Raw genomic sequence first — 24,327 nt, 5'->3', positions numbered from 1 at the left:
GCGAAATTTAATTTGATATTCGAACCATCAAGCCTGATCTGTGCACAGATCGGGACATTGCGCATTATAGGGGTCCAGCGTGGACCAGATTGTCAATCTGCCAAAGACGGAATCGGATACCACCATCGAGACGGCGCTCGGGCTGGACAAGCAAGGTTTGCGCAAGTCGCGCCGGCGCGGCTGGCTCTATGCCCTGCTGGCGCTGATCGTGCTCGCCGGCGGGCTTGGCGCCTATCAGTGGTATGCCGGCACGCCGGCCAGGATCGATTACACCACGGTGCCCGCCGCCAAGGCCGACCTCACCGTCGCGGTGTCGGCGACCGGCACGCTGCAGCCGCTCACCCAGGTCGACATTTCCAGCCAGCTCTCCGGCATCATCCGTTCGGTGTCTGTCGAGGAGAACCAGCGGGTCAGGAAGGGCGACGTGCTGGCAGCGCTCGACACCGCCAAGCTGCAGGTCCAGATCGAACGGGCTGAGGCCTCCGCCAAGGGTGCGGCGGCCAATGTCGAGGACGCCACGGTAACGCTCGCCGAAAACGAAAAGGCGCTTGTCCGCGCGGCGGCTTTGACCAAGCGCGGCATGGCGACCGACCAGTCGCTCGAAGCTGCGACCGCGACGCGCGACCGTTCCAAGGCGGCACTCGACAGCGCCACCGCCAATCTCGCCATCGCCAATGCCGATCTGAAATCGCAGCAGACCGACCTTGCCAACAGCACGATCTATGCGCCGATCGACGGCATCGTGCTGACGCGCTCGGTCGATCCCGGCCAGACGGTCGCCTCCTCCCTGCAGGCGCCGGTGTTGTTCATCATCGCCGCCGATCTCAGGAACATGGAACTGGTGGCTGCGGTCGACGAGGCAGACATCGGCGCGGTCAAGACAGGCCAGCATGCCCGTTTCACCGTCGATGCCTTTCCGGATCGGCCATTCGATGCCGAGATCCGCGACATTTCCTATGCCTCGGTGACCACCGACGGCGTCGTCACCTACAACGCGCGGCTGGAAGTCGACAACGACGAGTTGTTGCTGCGACCCGGCATGACCGCCACCGTTTCGGTCGTCACCAAACAGGCCAAGGGCGTGCTCACCGTGCCGGCCACGGCCTTTCGCTATCGGCCCACGGCGCCTGCCGCCCGCACGTGGAACCTGAGCGATCTGTTTACCGGCCGCATGGGTCGCCCCGGCGGCAATCGCCAGAGCCAAGCCCCGACGCCGCCCACCGACGGCTCGCGCACGCTCTACGTGCTGGAGAATGGGCGTCCGCGCCCGGTCAACGTCAAGATCGGCTCCACCGACGGCGAACTGACCGAGATCATTTCGGGCCTGGACGAAGGCGCTCAAGTCATCACAGCGTCGCAGCAGCGGAGCTGACACCGTGGCCGCGGGCGCGACCCTCATCACCTTCGACAAGGTCTGGAAAAGCTATGGCCAGGGCGAGGCCAGGGTGCATGCGCTGGCCGGCGTCGACCTTGCCATCCGCCGCGGTGAATTCGTCGCCATCATGGGGCCGTCCGGCTCCGGCAAGTCGACTGCGATGAACATCATCGGCTGCCTCGACACGCCGACGGCCGGAACCTATTCCTTCATGGCCATCGACGCCGGGCGGCTCGACCGCAACCGCCGCGCCATGCTGCGCAACCTCTATGTCGGCTTCGTCTTCCAGGGCTACAACCTGCTGGCCCGCACCACGGCGACGGAAAATGTCGAACTGCCGCTGATCTATCGCGGCGTCGCCGCCCGCGAACGCCGCGACCTTGCCATGCAGGCGTTGGCAGAGGTCGGCCTTGTCGGCCGCGAGCACCACACGCCGGCGGAACTCTCCGGTGGCCAGCAGCAGCGCGTGGCGATCGCCCGCGCCATCGTCACCCGCCCGACGCTGCTCGTCGCCGACGAGCCGACCGGCAATCTCGACACCGCACGTACGCACGAGATCATGGAATTGCTGACCCGGCTGAACAAGGAGCTTGGCCTGACCATCGCCATGGTCACCCACGAGGCCGACGTCGCCGGCTATGCCGAACGCACAATTCGCTTCCTCGACGGGCATGTCGCCTCCGACACCATGAAGATCGAGGTGGCACAACCATGATCTGGGAAACCGTCCGTCTCTCGCTCCGCTCGATCCGTCGCAACGTGCTGCGCTCATTCCTGACCTTGCTCGGTATCGTCATCGGCGTTGCCGCCGTTATCGCGATGCTGACCATCGGCTCTGGCACCACCGAAAAGGTCAAGGCCGACATCTCCAAGCTCGGCAGCAATCTGCTGGTCGTCCGCTCCGGCCGTCCGGCCGGCCCCGGAGGCCCGGGTGGGCTCGACCAGGTGGTGCGTCCGCTGGCCGAAAAGGACCTGGCGGCGCTCGTTGCGCATCTGACCGGTGCGCGCGCCATTTCACCGGCCTCGCAAAAGCAGGTCCGCGTCATCTTCGGCACCGAGAGCCTGACCTCGGGCGTCACCGGCACCGACAGCGCCTATCTCGACGCCCGCGACTGGAAGCTGGTGTCCGGCCGGCCGTTCAGCGATTCCGAGACCCGCTCGGGCACCGGCGTGTGCTGATCGGCGAGACGGTGCGCCAGCAATTCTTCGGCGCCGGCGACCCCGAGGGCGAGATCATCCGCGTCAACCGCACCTCCTGCAAGATCGTCGGCCTGCTCGAGCCCAAGGGCTATACCGGCTTCGGGCAGGACCAGGACAACGTCGTCCTGATGCCGCTGCATGCCTATCAGCGTCGCATCGCAGGCAACCGTGACATCGACAACATCTACATCGCCGCCGACGACCGCACGCCGACCAGCGAGTTGCAGCCGCGCGTCGAGGATATTTTGCGCGACGCGCGCCGCATCACGCCGGACCGCGAGAGCGATTTCGCCATCCGTGACATGACCCAGATCGCCGACGCCATGGCCAGCGCCACAACCACCATGACCGGCATGCTGGGTGCTGTCGCCGGCGTCAGCCTGCTGGTCGGCGGCATCGGCATCATGAACATCATGCTGGTGTCGGTCACCGAGCGCACGCGCGAGATCGGCATCCGGCTCGCCATCGGCGCGCACGAAAAGCACATCCTCATCCAGTTCCTGGTCGAGGCGACGGTGCTGTCGCTGCTTGGCGGCATCATCGGCATCCTGATCGGCCTGGCGCTGGCCGGCCTCGCCGCGGTGACGCTGACCATCCCCTTCGCGCCAAGCCCCGCGGTCATCCTGCTCGCCGTCGGCTTCTCGGCGCTGATCGGCATGGTGTTCGGCTTCTTCCCGGCGCTACGCGGCGCCAGGCTCGATCCGATCGATGCGCTAAGGCACGAATAGGGCAACCCGATCGGAACGCACCCCGCGCCCGGCCCGCTTTTGCACAGGCTTCGACGTTCCCACCCCGCCCCGCCACTGTCGCCGCACCATTCGCGATGCTAGGCAATTCACCCTGGGTGGAGGAATAGCACATGAGCAAGAAGGCGCGCCTGATCCTGGCGATGGTTATCATCGAGGCCTTCCTTGCAGGCATCTGTTGGTATCTCGCCCGCTACGGCATGGCCAATCCCGACCGCGTCACACCAGATTTCCAGGCAGTCGTCGGCCAGACCATGGGGATGGCGATGGGCGGCTTGCTGGGCATCGGCGTAATCCTGTTCTTCGTCGCCGCCCGCAACGACCGCAAGGCGCAGGACAAGACGCAACGCTAATCCCTGCCGGCAAAATGCCAATCAATCAGCGGCTTCATGTGCGGCGACAGCCCTTGCGGCAGGTCGGCGGCATCACGGATGATCACCGGTCCCTCGATCTCCGGATCGATTTCGGTGGCGACGAAGGCGGAGATGCGGCGCGCGATCTCATCGGCGGGCGCCTTCGCGTGATAGCGGCGGAAGATCACCGTTCCGCTGTTGGTCGACAGGGCGTGGTAGCGCTTGCCGCGTTCGGCATTCGACAGGTCGAGTCCGGTTTCCTCGCGCACCTCGCGGATCATGTTGAAATCGACATCGACCAGCCCATCGCGAAAATCGAGCGGCTCGAACGAGCCGGCGGCGAAATAGACGTGGCCGGCATTGACCGTGTGCGGTCCCATGCGGATCGCCACCAGCGCGTTGTCGCCTGCCACCAGCATGGCATGCGCATAGGCATGCTCGGCGCCCGAATTCTCACGCCGTTTTCGCCACAGCAGGAAAGTCGAGTAATTGACCGCATGGCAGCGGCCGACGAGACGGTTGTCGCGGTACGCGAGTTGCGACAGCAGCACCACTATGCCATCGAACAGCGCCGGATTGGCGGCGATTTCGTGCTGCCAGTTCTCGGCGATGGCCCCTGCATTGTCCCAGGCGAAGGGATGTGGGCTGGGATCGAGCCTGACGTCGACGGCGTCGACCGGCAGGATGACATTGCGCGGCAGGTCGAAACTCATGGCCGCATCAAACGATGTCCAGGGTGATGGCCACCGGACAATGGTCCGACGCCTTCGGACGATCCCAGCCGGCGCGCGGAAAGCGATCCACCTCCTGGCCGGGTGGGAAAATCGTGCGCCAGGGCTGGCCGTTGCGGATGATGTCGGGAACAGCCGTAGCGTTGCTGGCGGCGAGCCCCTTCGACAGCAGGATATAGTCAAGCTGGCACAGATGCCGCTCTTCCGGTCCGCGTGTGTGATAAAAACTCCAGCGGTCTATCTCGGGCCGCCGCTCGACGACATTTTCGCAGAAGCCGCCCGCCGTCAGCACGTTGATGCAGGATAGGCTCTCGTCGACCACCTCGAAGCGGTAGCCGTCGATCGCATCGCCGGCGACCATCACGCGTTGCCGGTAGTCATTCATGTCGCCACAGATCGCCCAGCGCTTGTCAGCGGCATGGTCTTTGCCGAAGCGCTCCTCGATGATCCGCCGCACGGCCTGCGCCTCGGCGACGCGGACCGGCATCGTAGCCTCGCGCCCGTCAAACCCGTTGCGCGGCGAGCCCATCGATTTGAAATGCACGAGATAAAGCGTCAGCGGCACGCTGCCCACCGTGATGTCGATCTCCAGGCAATCGCGCCGGAAGATGCGCTCATTGGCCTGGTTGCCAAGTGCCGCCAACTCCGGCGTGTGCAGCCCGAACTGCTCGTAGGTGACATAGGCGTGGCTGGTCATGCGCACGAATTCGATCGGCTGGCCGTGCGCGGTTTCGTTGCGCATCATCACGGCAACGTCGATGCCGCGCGAATCATTGCCCGACGTGATGTATTTCTGCCGGTAGCCTTGTCCCACCATCTTGAACAGGTAACCGTATTCGAAGGCCTTCAGCGCCTCGATATTGTCGACCTCCTGCATGCAGATAATGTCGGCGCGGGTGGCCGCGATCGCCAGTGCCGTCAACTGGCGCGTGTCGTCGGACTGGGCGATGGCGCGTGCCTGCTCCAGCATCTTGTATTCCGCCTCGCTCTGGATATCGAACAGCGCCAACGTTCGATCTTCGTTGAGCTGGTTGCGATAGCCGGAAAAATCGAACCTGTTCATCAGGTTCTCGACATTGAAAGTGGCAAGGCGCAGCGACATGCCATGACCTTTGCCCGCAAGCGCTGCGGAAAACAAGGCCGCAGGACCACCCGTGGAGACCGGTTGGTCCTGGGCGCATACGCGCCATGGTTGATCGGAACCTTTCCGTTCATCCGCCGTTCAGATGCAAACATCCACATTAGGCCCATTCCTCGGGTAGGCGTGGGGCCTGTACTTCTTGGAGAGTGCAATGAATTCGCTCTTTTCGTCCACGATAACATCAGGACTGGTAGCGCTCAGTATCCTCTCCGGCACCACGGCACCGTCCGCTGCCGGCCCGATCATACAGCCGACACTGTCGATTCCCACCAGCACCGCGGCACCGGCGGTCACCCCGGTCCGCGAGGAATGGGCGGGCGGCAACAACCGTCCGTTCTACAGTGATAATTGGAGGTGGCGCCGCCATGATGGGCGTCGCCACTGGAACCGTGACAACTGGGACCGCGGCAACTGGAATGGATGGAACCGCGGCAACTGGAATGGCGGAGATGACTGGCGTTGGCGCCACGGTCGCCACCATTATCGCGGCGGCCGCTATTACGATGATGGAGCGGCCGCGATCCTGGGCCTTGGGCTGGGGCTCGGCCTCGGCAGCATGTACAACAACTACAACTACTATGACAGGTACTATGTCAGGCCGGCGCCGCGCCATTATTACCGCGCAGGACGGCTTTCGAGCGCCCATGTCCAATGGTGCTACAACCGCTATCGGTCGTATCGCGCCTACGACAACACGTTCCAGCCTTATAGCGGCCCGCGCCAGCAGTGCTACTCGCCCTATAGCTGAGCTGCAGCCGACCTACCGGCAGAATAAGGAAACGGCGCCACGAGGCGCCGTTTCAGATTCCAGCTGTATGTGCTGATTTCGCTTAGTTTTTCGCCTTGTCGACCAGCTTGTTCTTCGAAATCCAGGGCATCATCGCGCGCAGCTTGGCGCCGACTTCCTCGATCTGATGGCTGTCGTTCATGCGGCGGATGCCTTTGAAGCGTGACATGCCGGCGCGGTATTCCTGCATCCACTCCGATGTGAACTTGCCGGTCTGGATGTCCTTCAGCACGCGCTTCATCTCGGCCTTGGTCTCGGCGGTAATGATGCGCGGACCGGAGACGTATTCGCCCCATTCGGCAGTGTTCGAGATCGAGTAGTTCATGTTGGCGATGCCGCCTTCATAGATCAGGTCGACGATCAGCTTGACCTCGTGCAGGCACTCGAAATAGGCCATTTCCGGCGCGTATCCGGCTTCCACCAGCGTCTCGAAGCCGGCGCGGATCAGTTCGACCAGGCCGCCGCACAGCACGACCTGCTCGCCGAACAGATCGGTCTCGCATTCCTCGCGGAAATTGGTCTCGATAATGCCCGAACGGCCGCCGCCGACCCCGCAGGCGTAGGACAGCGCCAGGTCGAGCGCATTGCCCGAAGCGTCCTGGTTGACGGCGACCAGGCAGGGCACGCCGCCGCCCTTCTGGTATTCGCCGCGCACTGTATGGCCGGGACCCTTGGGCGCGATCATGACGACGTCGACCGTCGACTTCGGCTCGATCAGGCCGAAATGCACGTTGAGGCCGTGTGCGAAAGCGATCGCGGCGCCGTCGCGGATGTTCGGCGCGATCTCGTTCTTGTAGATGTCGGCCTGCAGTTCGTCAGGCGTTGCCATCATCATCAGGTCGGCCCATTTGGCGGCGTCAGCCACGCTCATCACCTTGAGCCCATCGGCCTCCACCTTCTTGGCGGTCGCCGAGCCAGCCTTGAGGCCGATTGCGATCTCCTTGGCGCCGGAATCCTTGAGGTTGAGCGCATGCGCCCTGCCCTGGCTGCCATAGCCGATGATGGCGACCTTCTTGCCCTTGATCAGGTTGAGATCGGCATCACGATCGTAATAGACGCGCATTTTGTCTTCCTTCCCGTTTTTATGAATCAGCCTTGCGGCCGGTTTTTGCTCCGAAAAGAGCGAGAAACTGCTGCGTCGCCCGCGCGGCATCGCCGCCGATCGCCGCCTCAGTCAATTCCAGCCGGTCGCCGAGCAGCAGACGTATCTGCACGTCACGGGCGACCAGCCCGAAAAAGGTGCGGAACGCCGTTTCGGCATCCGCGAAGTCGAGCCACCCGGCCTGGCGGCCGGCCTCAAGGACAGGCTTCAACCGCTTGGCCAGCGCAAAACGGCCATTCTCCAGCACCACGGCGCCGAGATTGTCCTTTCCCGATCCGGCATGGCCGACCGCCACACGATTGAGCGCGATCGAGGTGTCGCTCGAAATTACCTTCAGCCAGTCGGAAGCAAAGCGTTCCAGGCTTGCCGTCAGCGAGGCCAGATCGAGCCCCTTGCCGTCGACCGGCGCCACCCGCACTTTCGAGGCCTGCCACTGCACTGTCGCCGTCAGCAACCCGTCACGATCGCCGAACCATTTGTAGAGCGTTTCCTTGGAGCAACTCGCACGGCGCGCCACGGCGGTCATGGTCAGCTGGTCGCCCTCCTCGACCAGCAGCCGCAACGCCGCATCGAGAACGGCCTTCTGCCGCTCGGTCAGCGCTTGGCTGTTGTCGATCTCGGGTAGGATGTGCAACACGCTCTTCTCTCAAAGGCAAGGCTGGCCGGTTATCCCCGACCAGCCGTACCGTACGTTACGGTTCGCCTAATCTATGGCGTATTGTTTTGAGCCTTGCAAGCCCTATTTCTGTCTGGACGGCATCAGCGCCGGACGGCTTGCGCGGGAAAGAAGATGCTGATCGGGTTGCTTGCCTTGACGGTTGCCGCCGCGTTCTCCGGCGCTGCGATCTATGTCAGCGTCGCCGAGCAACCGGCGCGGCTTCGTCTCGATGACAAGGCGCTGCTGCAGGAATGGCAGCCTTCCTACAAACGAGGCGCCGCCATGCAGGCGTCGATTGCCATTGTCGCCTGCGTTCTCGGTCTGGTTGCCTGGTGGCAGGCCGGCGGTCTCGCCTTTCTGGTTGGCGCCGTATTGATCATCCTGCCCTGGCCATGGACGCTGATCGCCATGATGCCGACCAACAGGGTGCTGGGGGCGATGGACGCAGGCGCCGCCAATCCTCAAGCCAGGTCCCTGATCGTCAAATGGGGCAATCTGCATCTGGTTCGCACCGCACTTGGCGTGCTGGCGACGCTGGCGTTTCTCTGGGGCAGCCATCTGGCCTGACCTCGCCAGGTCGGCTCGGTGCCATGGCGTCAGTCCACGACGGGCGGATGACGCAGCCGTCCGAGCAGTGCCGAGACCATGGTCAACTCATCGGCCGAGAGTTTGGCACCAACCAGTTCGGCGATCGACCGTCCGTAGACAGCCCACATCCGGCGACGCGTCTCGCGGCCCTTGGCCGTGATGCGGATGGTCTGGCCGCGACCGTCATCGGCCACCGGCAGCTTCTCCACAAGCCCATCGGCCTCGAGCCGCGCCAGCAGCCGGGAGATGTTGTATTGCGCGAACAGAGTGCGCTCGATCAGCTGAAACGGTCGCACCCCGCCCTCGCCCGCCTCGGCGAGTTCATGCAGCACGTCATACCAGGCAAGCGGCGGCAGGCCAGCCGCCTTCAACGCCTCTTCGGCGCTTTCCATCAGCTGGCGCGAAACGCGCATCAGGCGGGCCCAGGCCTTGATGGCTTCGGGCGAAGGCGCGGCTTTCTCGGTCATGGCCCAGCATAGGCAATAGATGCAATTGCATCAAGCTTGACGATCGATGCGTATGCATCTAGATAGACGCAACTGCATTAACTATGGAAAGCCAATCCTATGAAACACGAAACCTGCAAACTCGCCGACATTGGGGCGAGTGAGATGCCCGACAAGCTCATTCTCGTCAGCCATCATCTCTGCCCCTATGTGCAGCGCGCCGCGATTTCACTGGCTGAAAAGGGCGTGCCGTTCGAGCGCGTCGATATCGATCTCGCCAACAAGCCGGACTGGTTCAGGGCGATCTCGCCGCTCGGCAAGGTGCCGCTGCTGCGCGTGCAGCGAAATGGCGAGGAAACGGTGATCTTCGAATCCGCTGTCATCCTCGAATTCCTCGAAGAGACTCAGGCCAGCCCCCTCCACCCCACCGACCCCTATACGCGCGCCCGACACCGTGCCTGGATCGAATTCGGCTCGGCAACCCTTAACGCCATCGGTCGGTTCTATTCAGCCTCGACCGAGGCCGGCTTCCTTGCCGAGTCCGGTTCATTGTCAGCGATGTTCGATCGTGTTGAGGCCGAGCTGGCGGAATGCATACGGAACGGACCATGGTTCGCGGGTGAGCGCTTTTCGCTCGTCGATGCCGTCTACGGCCCGATCTTCCGTTACTTCGATGCCTTCGACCGGATCGGCGATTTCGGCATCCTGGAGGGCAAGCCGCTCGTCCGGGCCTGGCGCAAGGCATTGAGTGAACGGGCGTCGATCAAGCACGCTGTGGCACCGGACTACCCGCGGGACCTGGGTGCGTTCCTGCAGGCAAAGGGATCGTACCTTTCGAGCCTCATTGGCCGAAGCGATCCGGCCACTTCGCCTCTGCAAGCCCGATCCGCCTGAACGGATCGATCACGGTTCCAGCCACCATCGAGGCGAGGAAAGCCGAATGGCCGGGACAATCCTTCAGCGGCCGGACGAAATCAGGTTGCGGATCGGGCTTTCTCCGGCTGACGGACCGGCTCAACCTTGGGCGGCATCAAAATCGGCGCGCGCTGTTCGCACCGCATCGTGGTTTAGTTCGGCCCACAGAATCAATTGATGAAAGGCGCCGAACATCGAGCGCCCGAGATCGGTCAGGCTGTATTCAACACTCGGTGGTTTGGTCGGGAACACCTCACGATGGACATAGCCATCGCGCTGCAAATCGTGCAGCGTCTGGGTCAGCATGCGTTGCGAAATATCGGGCACCAGGCGCCTCAACTCGCCGAAGCGATAGGGTCTTTCAGCCAGCGCCATCATCAGCAGCGATCTCCATTTGCCGCTGACGCCCTGGATGACATCGCGAACCGGACAATTGGCGAAATTGCCGCCGCCGGAGATGGCCTTGTAGACCTCCATCTTCGATTTCAGATTGATGACCTTGCCGTCCATGGCTGGTTCCCTGCCTGTGCCTACCTCCCGAAAAACTGCCTTCTTTACGGCGGTGGGTCAATTCCTATTTTAGTGCTGGTCTCTTTCGGAGACTAGCACTCGATCCGCCCTTGCGGCGCAACGTCAGGATCCCCCATGACCGAAACCCTTCTCGTCACCGGCGCCTCCGGCCAGCTTGGCCGCGGCGTCATCAACCATCTCTTGGACACGCACAAAGTTCCGCCGGCGAAGATCATCGCCACCACACGCAATCCAGAAAACGGGGCCGATTTAGCGGCGCGCGGCGTTGTCGTCAGGGCCGCCGATTTCAACGAAGCGGCCTCGCTGGAAACCGCATTCAAGGGCGCCGACAAGGTGCTGATCATTTCGACCGGCGATCTCGATCTCAAAAGCGGCAAGCGCCTGAAACAGCACAAAAATGCAGTCGCAGCGGCCAAGAACGCCGGCATTTCGCATCTGCTCTACACCTCGATGCCCAATCCGGAGCCGGTGTCGCCGGTGCTGTTTGCCGGCGACCACTACGGCACCGAGCAGGCGATCAAGGCGAGTGGCATCCCCTACACGATCTTCCGCAACGGCTGGTACCAGGAGAACCTGTTCATGGCCCTGCCGCACGCGATCGCCTCGGGACACTGGTATACGTCCGCCGGCGAAGGCCGCATTGCGCACGGCGCACGCGATGACATGGCCGCAGCGATAGCCGCCGGCCTCGTTGGCGCCTCAAACGAAAGCAAGACCTACACGTTGACCGGCCCGCACGCCTACACCACGGCCGAGATCGCCGCCCTGGTGAGCGAGGTCACCGGCAAGCCGCTCAATGTCGTGCAGGTTCCGGATGAAGCCTTGACGGAAGGGGTGAAGGCAGCAGGCGTCCCCGAGGACTTCGCTGACGTCGTCGTGTCCTTCGACGCCAACACGCGCGCCGGCCGCATCGCCATGGTGACCGACGCGATCGAGACGCTTTCCGGCAGGACGCCAAAGACGTTGAAGCAATTTCTCGAGGCGAACAAAACCGCATTGGCGGGCTGAGGCGGCATTTTCACCGGTATGGCAGGGCTGTGCTGTCAGGCACAGCCCGTTTGGCAATCGCCTGTTTAGATCGCTACTTGTGTACCGATCTCAACGACACGACCGGTCGGGATCTGGAAATACTCCGTCGCGTCGGCCGCCGTGCGTGCCAGGCCGATGAACAACCGGTCCTGCCACACCGGCATGCCTGAATTGGGCGAGGCCTTGAGCGAGCGCCGCGACAGGAAGAACGAGGTCGTCATGATGTCGAACTTCCAGCCCTGCTTGCGGCAGATCGCCAGCGCACGCGGGATGTTGGGCTGCTCCATGTAGCCGAAGGTCAGCGTCACCCGCATGAACAGCTCGTTGACCGTCTCCATCTTGACCCGGTCGCTGTCGGGCACCACCGGNTTCTTCTTCAACAGATTGCCGGCGAGGAAATCGAGCGGGATTTCGTTGCGGCGGGTCTTGTCGAACAGATAGCGGCTGCCGCGCACCCAGGTCCACATGCCCAGCACGATGGTGAAGGCCACCGCCAGCGAAGCCCAGCCCCCCTCGAATACCTTGACGATGTTGGAGGCAAAGAAACCGACGTCGATGAAGCCGAACAGCGCTGTCATGGCAACCGCCATCCACAGCCGCCATCTCCAGATCCGCGTCATGACCACAAACAACAGCACGGTCGTCACCAGCATGTTGCCGGTCACCGAGATGCCGTAGGCGGAGGCCAGTTTGCTGGACTCGCCGAAGCCGACGACCAGCATCATCACCACCAGCGCCAGCAGCAGATTGACGCGCGGCATGTAGATCTGGCCCGATTGTCTCTCCGACGTGTGCGAGATTTGGAGGCGCGGCAGCATGTTGAGCTGCACCGCCTGCCTGGTCAGAGAGAAGGCGCCTGAAATCACCGCCTGACTGGCGATGACGGTCGCGGCCGTGGCCAGCACCACCATCGGGATCAGCGTCCAGCCCTGATTCATTTCGAAGAACGGATGGCCGACGACGCCGTTCTTGGCCAACACGAAGGCGCCTTGCCCGGCATAGTTGAGCAGCAGACAGGGAAACACGATCGCCAGCCAGGCCAGCACGATCGGCTTGCGGCCGAAATGGCCAAGATCGGCATAAAGCGCTTCCGCGCCGGTGACGGCCAGGAAGATGGCTCCGATGGTGACGAAGGCCACGTCGGGCGAATTGATCAGGAAAGCGACGATATAGTGCGGGCTCACCGCCCACAGGATTTCCGGATCGGCGATGATGTGGTTGAGCCCGGAAAGGCCGATAGCCAGGAACCACACCGCCGTTATCGGGCCAAAGATCAGCGCGACGCCGCCGGTGCCGAACCGTTGCACGGAAAACAGGATCGCCAGGATGACCAGCGTCAATGGCACGACATAAGGCTGGAAGGTCGGCGTGACGACGTTCATACCCTCGACCGCCGACAGCACCGAAATCGCCGGAGTGATGACGGCGTCACCGAAAAAAAGCGAGGCCCCGACGATGCCGATGCCAAGCAACAGCGCAGAGCGCTTCGGAAAACTGCCGCGCGCCAGCGCCATCAGCGACAGCACGCCGCCCTCGCCGCGGTTGTCTGCGCGCAGCACGAACATGATGTATTTGATGGTGACGATGATCGTCAGCGACCAGATGATCAGCGACAGAACGCCCAGAATATCGCCGCGCTGGGCGACATTGCCGCCCGACGACGCCACCAGCGCCTCGCGGAAGGCGTAGATCGGGCTGGTGCCGATATCACCATAAACGACACCGAGCGCACCCAGCATCAGAACCTTGGTGCTGTGCTGCTCGACTTCTGGATGGCTCGATTGTTCGACGGGTTCTGCCTCACTACCAGTGTTGGTAAGGGCCATGGACGACACTCCGATAAGCGCGCGGTGCTCTACGCTTGCTGCGATGCAATATCAAGTGCCGTGGGGTAATGGCTGCCATATCTGCTACGCGAGGCTCGTCGACTATCGGACATTCTCTGTATCGATCCACGCTACCGGCAGCACCCCTACGACGGTCCGCACCGGCATCGATCAGATCGCTACTTGGGTTCCGATCTCCACCACACGGCCGGTCGGGATCTGGAAATACTCCGTCGCATCGGCCGCCGTGCGCGCCAGGCCGATGAACAACCGGTCCTGCCACACCGGCATGCCTGAATTGGGCGAGGCCTTGAGCGAGCGCCTCGACAGGAAGAAGGATGTCGTCATGATGTCGAACTTCCAGCCTTGCTTGCGGCAGATCGCCAGCGCNGTCACCCGCATGAACAGCTCGTTGACCGTCTCCATCTTGACCCGGTCGCTGTCGGGCACCACCGGTTGCGGCGCCGTCACCACCGAGAGGATGACGTTCTGCTCGTGCAGCACCTTGTAGTGCTTGAGGCTGTGCATCAGCGCGGTTGGCGCGCTGAGCGGATCGCTGGTCAGGAACACCGCGGTGCCGGACACCAGCTGCGGCTTCTTCTTCAACAGATTGCCGGCGAGGAAATCGAGCGGGATTTCGTTGCGGCGGGTCTTGTCGAACAGATAGCNTTCTTCTTCAACAGATTGCCGGCGAGGAAATCGAGCGGGATTTCGTTGCGGCGGGTCTTGTCGAACAGATAGCGGCTGCCGCGTATCCACGTCGACATGACTAACCCCATAACGCAGGCAACGGTGATCGATACCCAGCGGCCTTCGAAGATCTTCACGACATTCGCCAGGAAGAAGCCGCTATCGATGATGCCGAACAGCAATGCCAGTGCCAGCGCCAGTGCCAGCCTCCATTTCCACAGCTTGCGCATGACTACGAACAGCAGGATCGTCGTCATCAGCATTTCACCGGTCACGGAGATACCGTAAGCGGAGGCCAGCGAACTTGAGCTGCCGAAGCCGACGACCAGCAGCATCACCCCCAGCGCAATGAGCAGGTTGACGCGCGCCATATAGATTTGTCCGAGTTTCATTTCGGACGTGTGCTGCACCTCGATACGCGGCAGAAGGTTCAGTTGAACCGCTTGCCGAGTCAGCGAAAAAGCGCCCGAAATCACCGCCTGACTGGCGATGACGGTCGCGGCCGTGGCCAGACCGACCATCGGCATCAGTGCCCAGTCCGGCAGCATCTGGAAGAACGGATTGGTCGGCCTGCCACCATTTGCGAGCACAAAGGCACCTTGCCCGAAATAGTTGAGCAGCAGACAGGGAAACACAATCGCTAGCCAGGCGAGCACGATCGGCTTGCGTCCGAAATGGCCGAGATCGACATAAAGCGCCTCCGCCCCGGTCACCGCCAGGAATACCGCGCCAACGGTGACGAACGCAGCTGTCGGCGTGCCAACCAGATAGGCAACCGCATAGTAGGGATTGACCGCCAGCAGGACCGACGGATCGTCCATCAGGTGATAGATGCCGGCGACGCCAATGGCCAGGAACCAAAACGCCGTCACCGGACCGAACACAGCCGCGACCTTTCCGGTGCCGAACCGTTGCACCGAGAACAAGATCGCCAGGATGACCAAAGTGATGGGCACCACATAGGCTTCCAATGTCGGGGTCACAACCTTCAGGCCTTCAACCGCCGACAGCACGGAGATGGCGGGCGTGATGATCGCGTCACCGAAGAACAGTGCCGCGCCGCAGAGCCCAATCCCGAGGATGAGTCGCGCGCCTTTTGGATAGGCGCTGCGTGCAAGCGACATCAAAGACAGCGTACCGCCCTCGCCCTTATTGTCGGCGCGCAGCACGAAGGCGACATATTTTATGGTCACGATGATGGTCAGCGCCCAGACGATCAGCGACAGGACACCCAAGACATCACCGCGCGTATCCGTGCCGGGAGAAGCGTGAAGCGCCTCGCGAAAGGCATAGATCGGGCTGGTGCCGATATCCCCATACACGACACCCAAAGCGCCCAGCATCAGAACCTTGGTGCTGTGCTGCTCAACCTCGGAATGGCCCGACTCGCCGGTTTCAGAGTCGCTACCGCTACTGGCAAGTGCCATGAACCACTCTCCGGTAAGCGTGCGGTGCACTAAGCATATTGCGATACGATATCAACTGCACACGATGGCTGCCATGCCTGCCATGCCAAGCTCAACCCCTACCAGCCGCAGGCCTTGAGAAATCGTCCCACCGTGCCAGCCATGCCATACTCCAACGCATCGGCTGTCAACCCGTGTCCGATCGACACTTCGGCCAATGCCGGAATGCGCTTGGCAAGCGCGGGCAGATTGCTAACCACCAGATCATGCCCGGCATTGACCTGAAGCCCGGCAGCAAACGCTGCATCGGCGGTTTTTCCTAGCCTTTCCAATTCCTTGGCCGCCTTGGCGGAATCCGAATGACAGCTTCCATACGGACCCGTGTAGAGCTCGATACGGTCGGCCCCGGTATCGCGCGCGGCAGCCACGCAACCGGGGTCCGGATCGGCAAACAGCGACACGCGAAAGCCTCCCTTCTTCAGCCGTTTGACGACCGGAGTAAGGAACGCAGCCTGGGCCGCGAAGTTCCAGCCGTGATCGGAGGTTGCCTGGGCCGGATCGTCCGGCACCAGCGTCACCTGTTCGGGCTGATGCTTTTCCACAAGTGCCAGGAACTCCTCGGTCGGATAGCCCTCTATGTTGAATTCGGCGCGCGGAAACTCGTCGTCGATCAGCGATCGGATCTCGGGCAGGTCGGAGTGTCTTGTGTGCCGCTCGTCGGGGCGCGGATGCACCGTCAGTCCGTGCGCCCCGGCCTGGAGCGCAATGCGGCCGAGGCCGGTGACGCTGGGCCACGGCAGGTCGCGCCGGTTGCGCAGCATGGCGATGGCATTGAGATTGACGGAGAGTTTTGCGGGCATGGCGATGGCCTCGGAAATCATTCGATGCGCCACCTATAATGCGTTTGACGGGAACAGTAATGCCTTCGGTGGGAACAGACTGGGGGTTTCGGGTGTTCCAAGAGCCTGATGAATGAGTCCGGGAAAGGACGCACCCATGAATTTTCTCGATGCCGTGCCGGCGATTCGCCGTGTCGAGACCACTCGTGACGACCTTTTCGCCATCGATGTCGTCGGGCACGTTTCCGCGGCCGACGGCGAAAACCTTTTCGGGTTGCTGGAGGCTGCCTATGCCCTCCACCAGCGCATCGACGTGCTGGTGCGCCTCATCGACCATGAGGGCGTCGACTGGGCCGATATCGCGGACGAGACCCTGAAGCAGGGCGCCATCCATGCATTGGAACATGTCGGACGTTGCGCGACGATAGGCGAACCGAACTGGATAGCGGACGCACAACGCTTTCTGCCGTCCTCGCCGCCCATCGAATTCAGGCACTTCAAGATCGAGGACGAAACCGCGGCCTGGCAATGGCTTGCTGCGCGGCCTGTCGGCGAGCGACAGCGTCCCGCCGCCTCTACCTGACGATCGTCAGCCGCTCCGCCGCCCGCGTAATGGCGGTGTAGAGCCAGCGCTGGCGGGTTTCCTTGAAGGCCCAGCTTTCATCGAACAGCACGATCTCGTTCCACTGCGAGCCCTGTGCCTTGTGCACGGTCAGCGCGTAGCCATAGTCGAAATCGTCGAATCGCTTCTTCTGCTGCCAGGGGATATCGGCGTCGGGATCCTCGAAAGCCGCCTTGAGCAACTTGATCTTGGCGACGCCGCGATCCGGATCGTCCTCTTCCGGCGAAACCAGCAGATTGATGCCTGGCTTCACCGTCTCGCGCGACGAGGTCATCACCTTCCACAGCGAGCCGTTGAGCAGACCCTTGGCCGGATCGTTGCGCAGGCAGACCAGCTTGTCGCCGGCCTGCGGATACTCGGCATTGAAGCCTTTGAGCTCGCGCAGTCGCTGATTGTAGCGGCGCCGGGTTCGGTTAGTGCCGACCAGAACCTGGTCGGCCTTCAGCACCAGCTCCTGGGTGACGTCTTCCTTGCCGATGACCTGCGCCGTGCCGTAGTCGCCACGCATGAACTCACGGCCCTCGCGCACGTCGAGCGCCAGCCGCAGGATCGGATTGTCGCGCGCCTGCCGGTGAATTTCGGTGAGCAGGAAATCCGGCTCGTGATCGGTGAAGAAGCCGCCACCCGAGATCGGCGGCAACTGGCCGGGATCACCGAGCACCAGGATCGGCGTGCCGAAACTCATCAGGTCGCGGCCAAGCTGTTCGTCGACCATCGAACATTCGTCGATGACGACCAGTTTCGCCCGCGAGATCGGGCTTTGCCGGTTGAGCGAGAAGGTCGGCGACATGGAGGTCTTGCCGGTGACCTCGTCCGACACCGATTCCTCGCCCTTGGGCCTGTAGATCAGCGAATGGATGGTGCGCGCATTGACCGCGCCCTTGGAGCGCAGAACCTGCGCGGCCTTGCCGGTGAAGGCGGCGAACTGCACCTGGCCGTCGACATGTTCGGCGAAATAACGTGCCAGCGTCGTCTTGCCGGTGCCAGCATAGCCGAACAGCCGGAACAGCTGCGGCTTTCCGGTCTTCAGCCAGCGAGCAACCGCTTGCAACGCCTCGTCCTGTTGGGGAGAGAATTCCATCAGCGCGAGAGACCGGATTCGCAAGGGAAAGACAAGACAGCCATCACCACCATCGACGGGTCGGGCGCCTCAGTGCCGCCGACAGGGTCAGGCTATCAGGGGCAAATCAGAACGTAAAGAGAACACACGATCTCGCTCGACGTCCTTGGGACGGGTTGCCGACCTATCGGGTCGGGCCGCCACGACCCTATCGGGCCGGGCCGGGATCGTTCTCCAGCAGGATCGGCTTGCCGTGCGGGGTGGCATGTGCGGCGCGTTCCCAGGACTCAGCCATCGCGTCTACATCCGCCTTGGCGGCCAGTCCCTTGGACGCAAGCAAGCCCTCCAGCGCTGCCAGCCAATGTTCGTAATAGTCATGACCGTCAGCCGCGGCACCTGGGTCCTTAACTTGCGCCGACAGCGCCTGCGCCCATTCGCTCCACGAAAACACACCCTTGTCGTGCAGCGCCACCGTCATGGCGAAGGCTTCGGCCTGCCATGGCTCGGCAAACACCGGGGCATCGATCCCCGGTGGCAGATCTGCGACGACGCCGTCACGCCGGCTCAAGATAGCTCTCCCAGGCGTCGATCGACACGCTCAGTGTCGGGTCGGCCCCCTCGCCCCAAATCTCCAACCCGTCGAAAACCACGGTGTAGACCCATTGCGGGTTTTCGCCGTGCCCATGCGCGTTGCTGTCGGGAAACACAAACCCGCCGCGCACCGCCTCGATCGTTCCATGCTTGCCGCGTGCGTAGCGCGGCAGCCGCGTGTGGCCGGTCGGGTTGAAGTTCTTGGTCCGCACGGCATCGCCGGCCTTGAACCGCGCCGCTTGCGCCACCGGCCGGTCGCAAGGACCGCCCTTGGCCAGCACTGCGGGCACGTTTTCCGCCTTCAGCACTCTTTTTGGTGTTGCCGCCGGATCGACCGCCCGGCCCTCGGCCAGGTCGCGCTCGCTGACGAAGCCATGGCGCTTGAGCAGGATCTCCAGCGCCTTGATCCAGATCTCGTAGTAGCTGGAGGCATAATAGTCGGCCGGATGCAGCGATTCCCGTGCATGCCGGCTCTCGTCGATATTCCACGCGCCCATGGCGCCGGCAGTCAGCGTCACGCCGAGCGCCCGCCTTTCCCAGGCGGCATGAAAATACGGCTCGTCCTTTTCGGGCGCGACCGGGCCGAACCCCATCTGTCCGCCGAGATCCTGCGGCCCGTTCATGCCGGCTGTCTCGCCAAGCCGGTGCCGATCATCGCGTTGCGGCTCACCAGGTCCGCCAGCTGTTCCTCGCTCCAGCCGTCGGTGCCCGCAGGCCGCATCGGCACGACGAGATAGCGCAGCTCCGCGGTCGAATCCCAGACGCGGATCTTCTTGGCCGTCGGCACCGTCAGCCCGAATTCCTCCAGCACCCCGCGCGGATCGATGACGGCGCGCGACCGATAGGGCGGCGCCTTGTACCAGACCGGCGGCAGGCCGAGCACCGACCACGGATAGCAGGAGCACAGCGTGCAGACGACGAGGTTATGCGTCTCCTCGGTGTTGAAGACAGCCTGCATATGTTCGCCCTGACGGCCGGCATAACCGAGCGATCCGATCGCCGCCGTCGCATCGCGTTTCAGCCAGTCGGCAAAGTCCGCGTCGGCCCAGGCCCTGGCCACCACCCTGGCGCCGTTGCGTGGCCCGATTTTTGTTTCATAGGTGTCGACGATGACGTCGATCGCCGCCGGATCGACCAGCCCCTTTTGAGTGAGGATGGTTTCCAGCGCGCGCACGCGGGCGGCAAACGGATCGAGTTCGTTGTCGTGGTCATGGTCGTGGGACATGGCGACAAATTACGTTTCCCGTGATGCCACCGCAAGCGCAACGCCTTGGGCCAGCGGCACATGGCGCTGGCCCTGCTACATCATTCGGCGGCCGCCCGCTGCGGTTCGGGCAGCATTTCCTGCTTGGCATCGAGTGGCGAGGGCTGGTCGACGTCTTCGACCGCGCTCCGATCGCCCTTGCGCTTCGACCAAAGCCCGACCAGCCAGCCCGAGAAATTCTCCATGTAGACATAGATCACCGGGGTCACGAACAGGGTCAGCGCCTGCGAGGCGAGCAAACCACCGACAACGGCAACGCCTAGCGGCTGGCGCAACTCGGCGCTGGCGCCGGTGCCCAGCGCGATCGGGAAGGTTCCCATCAGTGCCGCCAGCGTCGTCATCATGATCGGCCTGAACCGCATCAGGCAGGCCTTGTGGATGGATTCCTTCGCGGACATGCCATCACGTCGGAGCTCGAGCGCGACGTCGACCATCATGATGCCGTTCTTCTTGACGATGCCGATCAGCATCAGGATGCCGATCACCGCGATGACAGACAGATCCATGCCGGCGAAGCGCAAGGCAACGACGGCACCCAGCACAGCCGACGGCAGGCCGGTGAGAATCGTGAGCGGGTGGATGAAGCTCTCGTACAGGATGCCGAGCACGATATAGATGGTCAGGATCGCGCCGCCGACCAGAAGACCCTGGTTGGCTAGTGAGTCCTGGAAGGTCTTGGCCGTGCCGGCAAAGGTTGTCGAGATCGCCGTCGGCATGCCGATCTGCTCTTTGAGCGCGTCGATGCGCGCTACGCTGTCACCCAGCGCCACGCCCTGCGGCAGGTTATAGGAGATCGTCACCGCCGGAAGCTGGCCGAGCTGGTTGACGGTCAAGGCGCCTGCCGTGCGATCGACCCGGGCGAAGGCGCCAAGCGGAACCAGATTGCCGCTCGCCGTCCTCATCTGGATGGCGAGCATCCGCTCCGGCGACCATTCGATCTTGGGATCGAGCTCCGTGACGACTTCGTAGCTGTCGGCCGAACCGAAGATCGTTGAAACCTGATCGGTGCCGAAGCCGCCATAAAGGGCGGAGCGCAGCGTGGCAGTATCGATGCCGAGCTGGGCGGCCTTATCGCGATCCACCACCAGCGTCGCCTGCAATGCATTGTTCTGCAGGTCGCTGGTGACATCGGTGAAGTTCGTATGGTCGGCCGCCATCGCGTCATTCAGTTTCTGCGCCCAGGTGTCGGTTAGTCCGGTATCGAGCCCTTGAACCACGAGCTGGTAGGCGCTGGCCGACGACCGTGCGCCCAGCCTCAGGTTCTGCACCGGTTGCATGTAGGTCTCGATACCCGCCACGCCGGCCAGTTGCTTGCGCAGATCCGAAAGGACCTTGTCGATATCGGGACGCTGGTCCTTGCCCTTGAGCTGGACGAAGAGTTGCCCCTGGTTGAGCGCATTGTTGCCGCTGCCCGCCGACCACGCCACATGGTCGACATAGGGCGAATGCGAGAAGACGCTGGCGACCTGCCCTTGCAGCTTGGACATGGCGTCGAACGAGATGTCCTGACGCGCGATGGTGGTCACCGATATCTGGCCGATATCCTCCTGCGGGAAGAAGCCCTTCGGCGAGGCCTCGATCAGCCACACCGAGGCTGCCGCGGTTCCCATGAAGACGAGGAACACCAGGAAGGTGTGCCTCAGGCAGAAACTCAAGATCCGGTCGTAGCCGCGTGTAATGAGGTCCCGTTTATGGCCAGGGCCATGCTTGTCGCGGTCCGCCTTGCTGACCGACAGCAGGCGCGAGCACAGCATCGGCGTCAGCGTCAGCGATACGAACATCGACGCCAGGATGGCGACCGTCACCACGACGGCGAACTCGTTGAAGATGCGGCCGATAACGCCGCCCATCAGCAGCACCGGGATGAACACGGCCACCAGCGAGATCGAGATCNACGATGGCGTCGTCGACGACAAGGCCGACCGCCAGCGTCAAGCCCATCAGCGATATGTTGTCGATGGAAAAGCCGAACAGGAACATCGCGCCAAGCGTGGCAATCAGCGAAATCGGCACCGCCACGGCCGGGATGATGGTTGCCGTCACCCGGCGCAGGAACACGAAGATCACCATCACCACCAGCGCTATGGTCAACAGCAGCGTGAACTGCACGTCGTCGACGGCCTGGCGTATCGAGGTCGAGCGATCGTTGAGCAGCTTGATCGAGGCAGCGCCCGGCATCTGGTCCTGGAAGGACGGCAGCATCGCCTTGACCTTGTCGACGACGTCGACCGTGTTGGCGTCGGGCTGGCGCTGCACCGCCATGATGATCGCGCGGGTGCCATCGTACCAACTTGCGGTCGTGGTCGTCTGCACCGAATCGACGACGCGCGTCACCTCGCCCAGCCGCACCGGGTGACCGTTTTTGGTGGCGATGATGATGTTGGAGAAACCGGCCGCGTCATTGAGCTGCGTGTTGGCGGTGATCGTGAGCTGCTGCTTGTCGTTCTGGAGCACGCCGAGCGGCGTGTTGCTGTTGGCGGACGCGATCGCCGCCTGCAGCTGATCGATCGAGATGCCGCGCGCGGCAAGCGCGGTCGGGTCGATCTGGATGCGAACGGCGTATTTCTGCTGGCCGAAGATCGAAACTTGAGCCACCCCGTCGATGGTCGACAGCGACGGCGAGATGACGTTTTCCGCGAACGCGTCGAGATCGGTCAGTGGAACCGTGTCGCTGACCAGCGACATCAAAAGAATGGGCGCGTCGGCCGGATTGACTTTGCGATAGCTCGGCGGCGACGTCATCTGCGGCGGCAGGGATCTTTGCGTCCGCGCGATCGCCGCCTGCACGTCCGCGGCGGCGGCGTCGATGTCCCGATTAAGCACGAACTGGATGGCGATCGAGGTCGAGCCAAGCGAGTTGCTGGTCGAGATCGAATCGATGCCCGCGATGGTGGCGAACTGCTTGATCAGGGGCGTCGCCACCGATGTGGCCATGGTTTCCGGAGAGGCGCCGGGCAGCGAAGCCGAGACGTTGACCACTGGGAATTCGGCACTCGGAAGTGCTGCCACCGGCAGGAATTTGTAAGCGAACAGACCGCCCAGCACGAGGGCGAACGACATCAGAAGGGTGGCGACAGGCCGGCGTATGCAAAATTCGGAGATCATCGAGCCGCCTCGCCGGCCTTGGCCGCCTCGGCCACCTTGGGCGCGGCAGCACCCGCCGCGGCGTTGCCTTCATGCACAGCGGCGCCGTCCTTCAGCTTCGTCTGGCCTTCGGTGACAACTTTCTCACCGCTTTTCAGCCCTTGGCTGATGGCGCTGTTCTCGCCTTCGGTCAGCGCCACCTGCACCGGGCGCATTTCGACGGTGCTGTCCGGCTTGACGACATAGACGAACGGCCCCTTCTGGCTAGGCTGGACCGCTACCGTGGGAACGGAGGTCATCCGCGGCATGATGCCGGCATCGAGCACGACATTCACATACTGGCCCGGCCACAGCGAAAGGTCGGCATTCGGAATGCTTGCCCGCGTGGCGATCGTGCCCGACGCGGTGTCGACGCTTGAATCAACGAAATCGAGCGTGCCCTTGCCGATCGGCGTCGGGTCGCCGTCCTTGGTCAGCGTCACTGCCCCTTGCTGCGGATTTGCGAGTGCCTTGTGCAGCAGCGCCAGGTTGCTCTCAGGAAGATTGAAGTTGACCTGCAGCGGGTCCATCTGGGTGATGGTCACCAGCGGAGTGGCCGTGCTGCTGTTGCCATTGCTGGTGGTGACGAGGTCGCCGACGGTGACGTTGACCGCACCCAGCCTGCCGGCAATCGGCGCCGTGATCGTGGCAAAGCCAAGCTGGACGTTGTCGGCGTCGATCGTCGCCTTGTCGGCATCGACGGTCGCCGCGGCAGCCTTCGCCGCAGCGACTGCCTGGTCATAGGTCTGCTGCGTGCCGGCCTGCTTGGCGACCAGGTCTTTGGCGCGCTGCAGATCGGACTGCGAGCTGGCGAGCATTGCCTGGTCCTTGGCGAGCGCCGCCTGGTCCTTGGCCAGTTGCGCCTTCAGCGCCCGGTCATCAAGCGAAAACAGAACGTCGCCAACCCTGACCATCTGCCCGTCCTTGACGTCGATCGAGACGATCTGGCTGGAGACCCGCGCATTGATGCTGACGACGGCTGGAGAGGAGACGAAACCGATCGCGTAACGCCGGATCGGGAAATCGGCGGTGGAGGCGACGGCCGAGAGGATCGAGGCCGAGCGGGCGCCACTGCCGCCACCTGCCGACTTGTCCCCCGCCGCCGGCTTGTCGGTTGCCGGTTTGTCCGCCGCCGCGACCTGCTTTGCGCCGGTAAGTTGCTGAACTCTGCTCAGCGTGCCCGGAGACAGATAGAGCCAGGCCGCGCCGACACAGGCGACCGCAAGCAATGAAAGAATGACTTTTCCACGCATCGACAAAAGGCCCTCTCTGTCCGACACGCCATAGCCAGGTGGTCGTATTCT

General features: G+C 63.0%; 21 protein-coding genes and 3 pseudogenes. 9 read left to right on the top strand and 15 right to left on the bottom strand.

Annotated elements, in window-relative coordinates; translation table 11 throughout:
• The first annotated feature begins 79 nt into the window (after window positions 1–79).
• From X744_RS166895 to X744_RS166905, 4 genes and pseudogenes are all read left to right on the top strand, one after another.
• Entirely contained in the window at window positions 80–1,372 is a 1,293-nt protein-coding gene (locus X744_RS166895; protein WP_023757114.1) for an efflux RND transporter periplasmic adaptor subunit, read from the top strand.
• 4 nt (window positions 1,373–1,376) lie between these two features.
• A complete protein-coding gene (locus X744_RS166900) occupies window positions 1,377–2,090 on the top strand; it encodes an ABC transporter ATP-binding protein (RefSeq protein ID WP_023757113.1) in 714 nt (237 codons plus the stop codon).
• A pseudogene (locus tag X744_RS01000000169150) lies at window positions 2,087–3,303 on the top strand (ABC transporter permease). The gene X744_RS166900 and the pseudogene X744_RS01000000169150 overlap by 4 nt, the downstream one beginning before the upstream one ends.
• Window positions 3,304–3,434: 131 nt before the next feature.
• Window positions 3,435–3,674, top strand: a complete 240-nt coding sequence (locus tag X744_RS166905; RefSeq protein WP_023757112.1) for a hypothetical protein — start codon at window positions 3,435–3,437, stop codon at window positions 3,672–3,674.
• Here the strand turns inward: X744_RS166905 and X744_RS166910 are convergent.
• Together X744_RS166910 and X744_RS166915 are read right to left on the bottom strand one after the other, a co-directional pair.
• Window positions 3,671–4,387, bottom strand: a complete 717-nt coding sequence (locus tag X744_RS166910; RefSeq protein WP_023757111.1) for a hypothetical protein — start codon at window positions 4,385–4,387, stop codon at window positions 3,671–3,673. The two genes, X744_RS166905 and X744_RS166910, sit on opposite strands and share 4 nt — an antisense overlap.
• 7 nt (window positions 4,388–4,394) lie before the next feature.
• Window positions 4,395–5,507, bottom strand: coding sequence for an endonuclease/exonuclease/phosphatase family protein (locus tag X744_RS166915; protein ID WP_023757110.1), 1,113 nt, complete (start codon window positions 5,505–5,507; stop codon window positions 4,395–4,397).
• Window positions 5,508–5,697: 190 nt separating this feature from the next.
• Here X744_RS166915 and X744_RS166920 point away from each other — a divergent pair, with 190 nt between their 5' ends.
• On the top strand, window positions 5,698–6,294 hold the full coding sequence (locus tag X744_RS166920) for a BA14K family protein (RefSeq protein ID WP_023757109.1): 597 nt from the start codon (window positions 5,698–5,700) through the stop codon (window positions 6,292–6,294).
• Window positions 6,295–6,376: 82 nt separating this feature from the next.
• On the opposite strand, the gene ilvC is transcribed toward X744_RS166920, so the two are convergent.
• Both ilvC and X744_RS166930 read right to left on the bottom strand, forming a co-directional pair.
• Window positions 6,377–7,396, bottom strand: coding sequence for a ketol-acid reductoisomerase (ilvC, locus tag X744_RS166925; protein ID WP_023757108.1), 1,020 nt, complete (start codon window positions 7,394–7,396; stop codon window positions 6,377–6,379).
• Window positions 7,397–7,415: 19 nt separating this feature from the next.
• A complete protein-coding gene (locus tag X744_RS166930; protein ID WP_023757107.1) occupies window positions 7,416–8,072 on the bottom strand; it encodes a TetR/AcrR family transcriptional regulator in 657 nt (218 codons plus the stop codon).
• Window positions 8,073–8,228: 156 nt separating this feature from the next.
• Here X744_RS166930 and X744_RS166935 point away from each other — a divergent pair, with 156 nt between their 5' ends.
• Window positions 8,229–8,660 (top strand): DUF1772 domain-containing protein, encoded by a 432-nt coding sequence (locus tag X744_RS166935; protein WP_031259541.1) that lies wholly within the window; start codon window positions 8,229–8,231, stop codon window positions 8,658–8,660.
• 29 nt (window positions 8,661–8,689) lie between these two features.
• Here X744_RS166935 and X744_RS166940 read toward each other — a convergent pair whose 3' ends face one another.
• Window positions 8,690–9,148, bottom strand: coding sequence for a MarR family winged helix-turn-helix transcriptional regulator (locus X744_RS166940; RefSeq protein ID WP_023757105.1), 459 nt, complete (start codon window positions 9,146–9,148; stop codon window positions 8,690–8,692).
• 144 nt (window positions 9,149–9,292) lie between these two features.
• Here X744_RS166940 and X744_RS166945 point away from each other — a divergent pair, with 144 nt between their 5' ends.
• Window positions 9,293–10,021 carry a glutathione S-transferase family protein gene (locus tag X744_RS166945; RefSeq protein WP_023757104.1) on the top strand — a complete coding sequence of 243 codons (729 nt, stop codon included), beginning with the start codon at window positions 9,293–9,295 and terminating at the stop codon, window positions 10,019–10,021.
• Between the two features lie 120 nt (window positions 10,022–10,141).
• Here the strand turns inward: X744_RS166945 and X744_RS166950 are convergent, their stop codons facing one another.
• A complete protein-coding gene (locus X744_RS166950) occupies window positions 10,142–10,552 on the bottom strand; it encodes a helix-turn-helix domain-containing protein (protein ID WP_023757103.1) in 411 nt (136 codons plus the stop codon).
• Between the two features lie 135 nt (window positions 10,553–10,687).
• Between X744_RS166950 and X744_RS166955 the strand changes: the two genes are divergently transcribed.
• A complete protein-coding gene (locus X744_RS166955; RefSeq protein ID WP_023757102.1) occupies window positions 10,688–11,581 on the top strand; it encodes an SDR family oxidoreductase in 894 nt (297 codons plus the stop codon).
• A gap of 65 nt (window positions 11,582–11,646) precedes the next feature.
• Here the strand turns inward: X744_RS166955 and X744_RS166960 are convergent, their stop codons facing one another.
• From X744_RS166960 to X744_RS166965, 3 genes and pseudogenes are all read right to left on the bottom strand, one after another.
• Entirely contained in the window at window positions 11,647–13,428 is a 1,782-nt protein-coding gene (locus X744_RS166960; RefSeq protein WP_023757101.1) for a potassium transporter Kup, read from the bottom strand.
• 171 nt (window positions 13,429–13,599) lie between these two features.
• Window positions 13,600–15,545, bottom strand: a pseudogene (locus X744_RS01000000169145) (potassium transporter Kup).
• A 98-nt stretch (window positions 15,546–15,643) separates the two neighbouring features.
• Complete coding sequence (locus X744_RS166965) at window positions 15,644–16,384, bottom strand: pyridoxine 5'-phosphate synthase (protein ID WP_023757100.1); 741 nt, start codon at window positions 16,382–16,384, stop codon at window positions 15,644–15,646.
• 136 nt (window positions 16,385–16,520) lie between these two features.
• On the opposite strand from X744_RS166965, the gene X744_RS166970 reads away from it, so the two are divergent.
• Entirely contained in the window at window positions 16,521–16,946 is a 426-nt protein-coding gene (locus tag X744_RS166970) for an STAS/SEC14 domain-containing protein (protein WP_023757099.1), read from the top strand.
• On the opposite strand, the gene X744_RS166975 is transcribed toward X744_RS166970, so the two are convergent.
• The 6 genes and pseudogenes from X744_RS166975 to X744_RS166995 all read right to left on the bottom strand — a co-directional run bounded on the left by X744_RS166975 (window position 16,939) and on the right by X744_RS166995 (window position 24,276).
• Entirely contained in the window at window positions 16,939–18,066 is a 1,128-nt protein-coding gene (locus X744_RS166975) for an ATP-dependent RecD-like DNA helicase (RefSeq protein ID WP_023757098.1), read from the bottom strand. The two genes, X744_RS166970 and X744_RS166975, sit on opposite strands and share 8 nt — an antisense overlap.
• Before the next feature lie 187 nt (window positions 18,067–18,253).
• Window positions 18,254–18,613 carry a nitrile hydratase accessory protein gene (locus X744_RS166980; RefSeq protein WP_023757097.1) on the bottom strand — a complete coding sequence of 120 codons (360 nt, stop codon included), beginning with the start codon at window positions 18,611–18,613 and terminating at the stop codon, window positions 18,254–18,256.
• Complete coding sequence (gene nthB / locus X744_RS166985) at window positions 18,600–19,259, bottom strand: nitrile hydratase subunit beta (protein WP_023757096.1); 660 nt, start codon at window positions 19,257–19,259, stop codon at window positions 18,600–18,602. Before nthB ends, X744_RS166980 begins: the two co-directional genes overlap by 14 nt.
• Window positions 19,256–19,861, bottom strand: coding sequence for a nitrile hydratase subunit alpha (gene nthA / locus X744_RS166990; protein ID WP_023757095.1), 606 nt, complete (start codon window positions 19,859–19,861; stop codon window positions 19,256–19,258). Before nthA ends, nthB begins: the two co-directional genes overlap by 4 nt.
• Window positions 19,862–19,941: 80 nt before the next feature.
• Window positions 19,942–23,005: pseudogene (locus tag X744_RS01000000169140) on the bottom strand (efflux RND transporter permease subunit).
• A complete protein-coding gene (locus X744_RS166995) occupies window positions 23,002–24,276 on the bottom strand; it encodes an efflux RND transporter periplasmic adaptor subunit (RefSeq protein ID WP_023757094.1) in 1,275 nt (424 codons plus the stop codon). Before X744_RS166995 ends, X744_RS01000000169140 begins: the two are co-directional and overlap by 4 nt.
• Window positions 24,277–24,327: the final 51 nt, after the last annotated feature.

Origin of the sequence: Mesorhizobium sp. LNHC252B00 (assembly GCF_000502955.1) — a bacterium.
Taxonomy (GTDB): domain Bacteria; phylum Pseudomonadota; class Alphaproteobacteria; order Rhizobiales; family Rhizobiaceae; genus Mesorhizobium.
This window is presented reverse-complemented; position numbering and strand designations above follow the sequence as displayed.

Excerpts from the sequence above, each read along its gene's own strand:
- X744_RS166975 (WP_023757098.1), bottom strand. The coding sequence starts at position 18,066 with ATGGAATTCTCTCCCCAACAGGACGAGGCGTTGCAAGCGGTTGCTCGC.
- X744_RS166965 (WP_023757100.1), bottom strand. The coding sequence starts at position 16,384 with ATGCCCGCAAAACTCTCCGTCAATCTCAATGCCATCGCCATGCTGCGC.
- X744_RS166920 (WP_023757109.1), top strand. The coding sequence starts at position 5,698 with ATGAATTCGCTCTTTTCGTCCACGATAACATCAGGACTGGTAGCGCTC.
- nthB (WP_023757096.1), bottom strand. The coding sequence starts at position 19,259 with ATGAACGGGCCGCAGGATCTCGGCGGACAGATGGGGTTCGGCCCGGTC.
- X744_RS166940 (WP_023757105.1), bottom strand. The coding sequence starts at position 9,148 with ATGACCGAGAAAGCCGCGCCTTCGCCCGAAGCCATCAAGGCCTGGGCC.
- X744_RS166950 (WP_023757103.1), bottom strand. The coding sequence starts at position 10,552 with ATGGACGGCAAGGTCATCAATCTGAAATCGAAGATGGAGGTCTACAAG.
- X744_RS166910 (WP_023757111.1), bottom strand. The coding sequence starts at position 4,387 with ATGAGTTTCGACCTGCCGCGCAATGTCATCCTGCCGGTCGACGCCGTC.
- ilvC (WP_023757108.1), bottom strand. The coding sequence starts at position 7,396 with ATGCGCGTCTATTACGATCGTGATGCCGATCTCAACCTGATCAAGGGC.
- X744_RS166970 (WP_023757099.1), top strand. The coding sequence starts at position 16,521 with ATGAATTTTCTCGATGCCGTGCCGGCGATTCGCCGTGTCGAGACCACT.
- X744_RS166905 (WP_023757112.1), top strand. The coding sequence starts at position 3,435 with ATGAGCAAGAAGGCGCGCCTGATCCTGGCGATGGTTATCATCGAGGCC.
- X744_RS166955 (WP_023757102.1), top strand. The coding sequence starts at position 10,688 with ATGACCGAAACCCTTCTCGTCACCGGCGCCTCCGGCCAGCTTGGCCGC.
- X744_RS166945 (WP_023757104.1), top strand. The coding sequence starts at position 9,293 with ATGCCCGACAAGCTCATTCTCGTCAGCCATCATCTCTGCCCCTATGTG.
- X744_RS166995 (WP_023757094.1), bottom strand. The coding sequence starts at position 24,276 with ATGCGTGGAAAAGTCATTCTTTCATTGCTTGCGGTCGCCTGTGTCGGC.
- X744_RS166915 (WP_023757110.1), bottom strand. The coding sequence starts at position 5,507 with ATGTCGCTGCGCCTTGCCACTTTCAATGTCGAGAACCTGATGAACAGG.
- nthA (WP_023757095.1), bottom strand. The coding sequence starts at position 19,861 with ATGTCCCACGACCATGACCACGACAACGAACTCGATCCGTTTGCCGCC.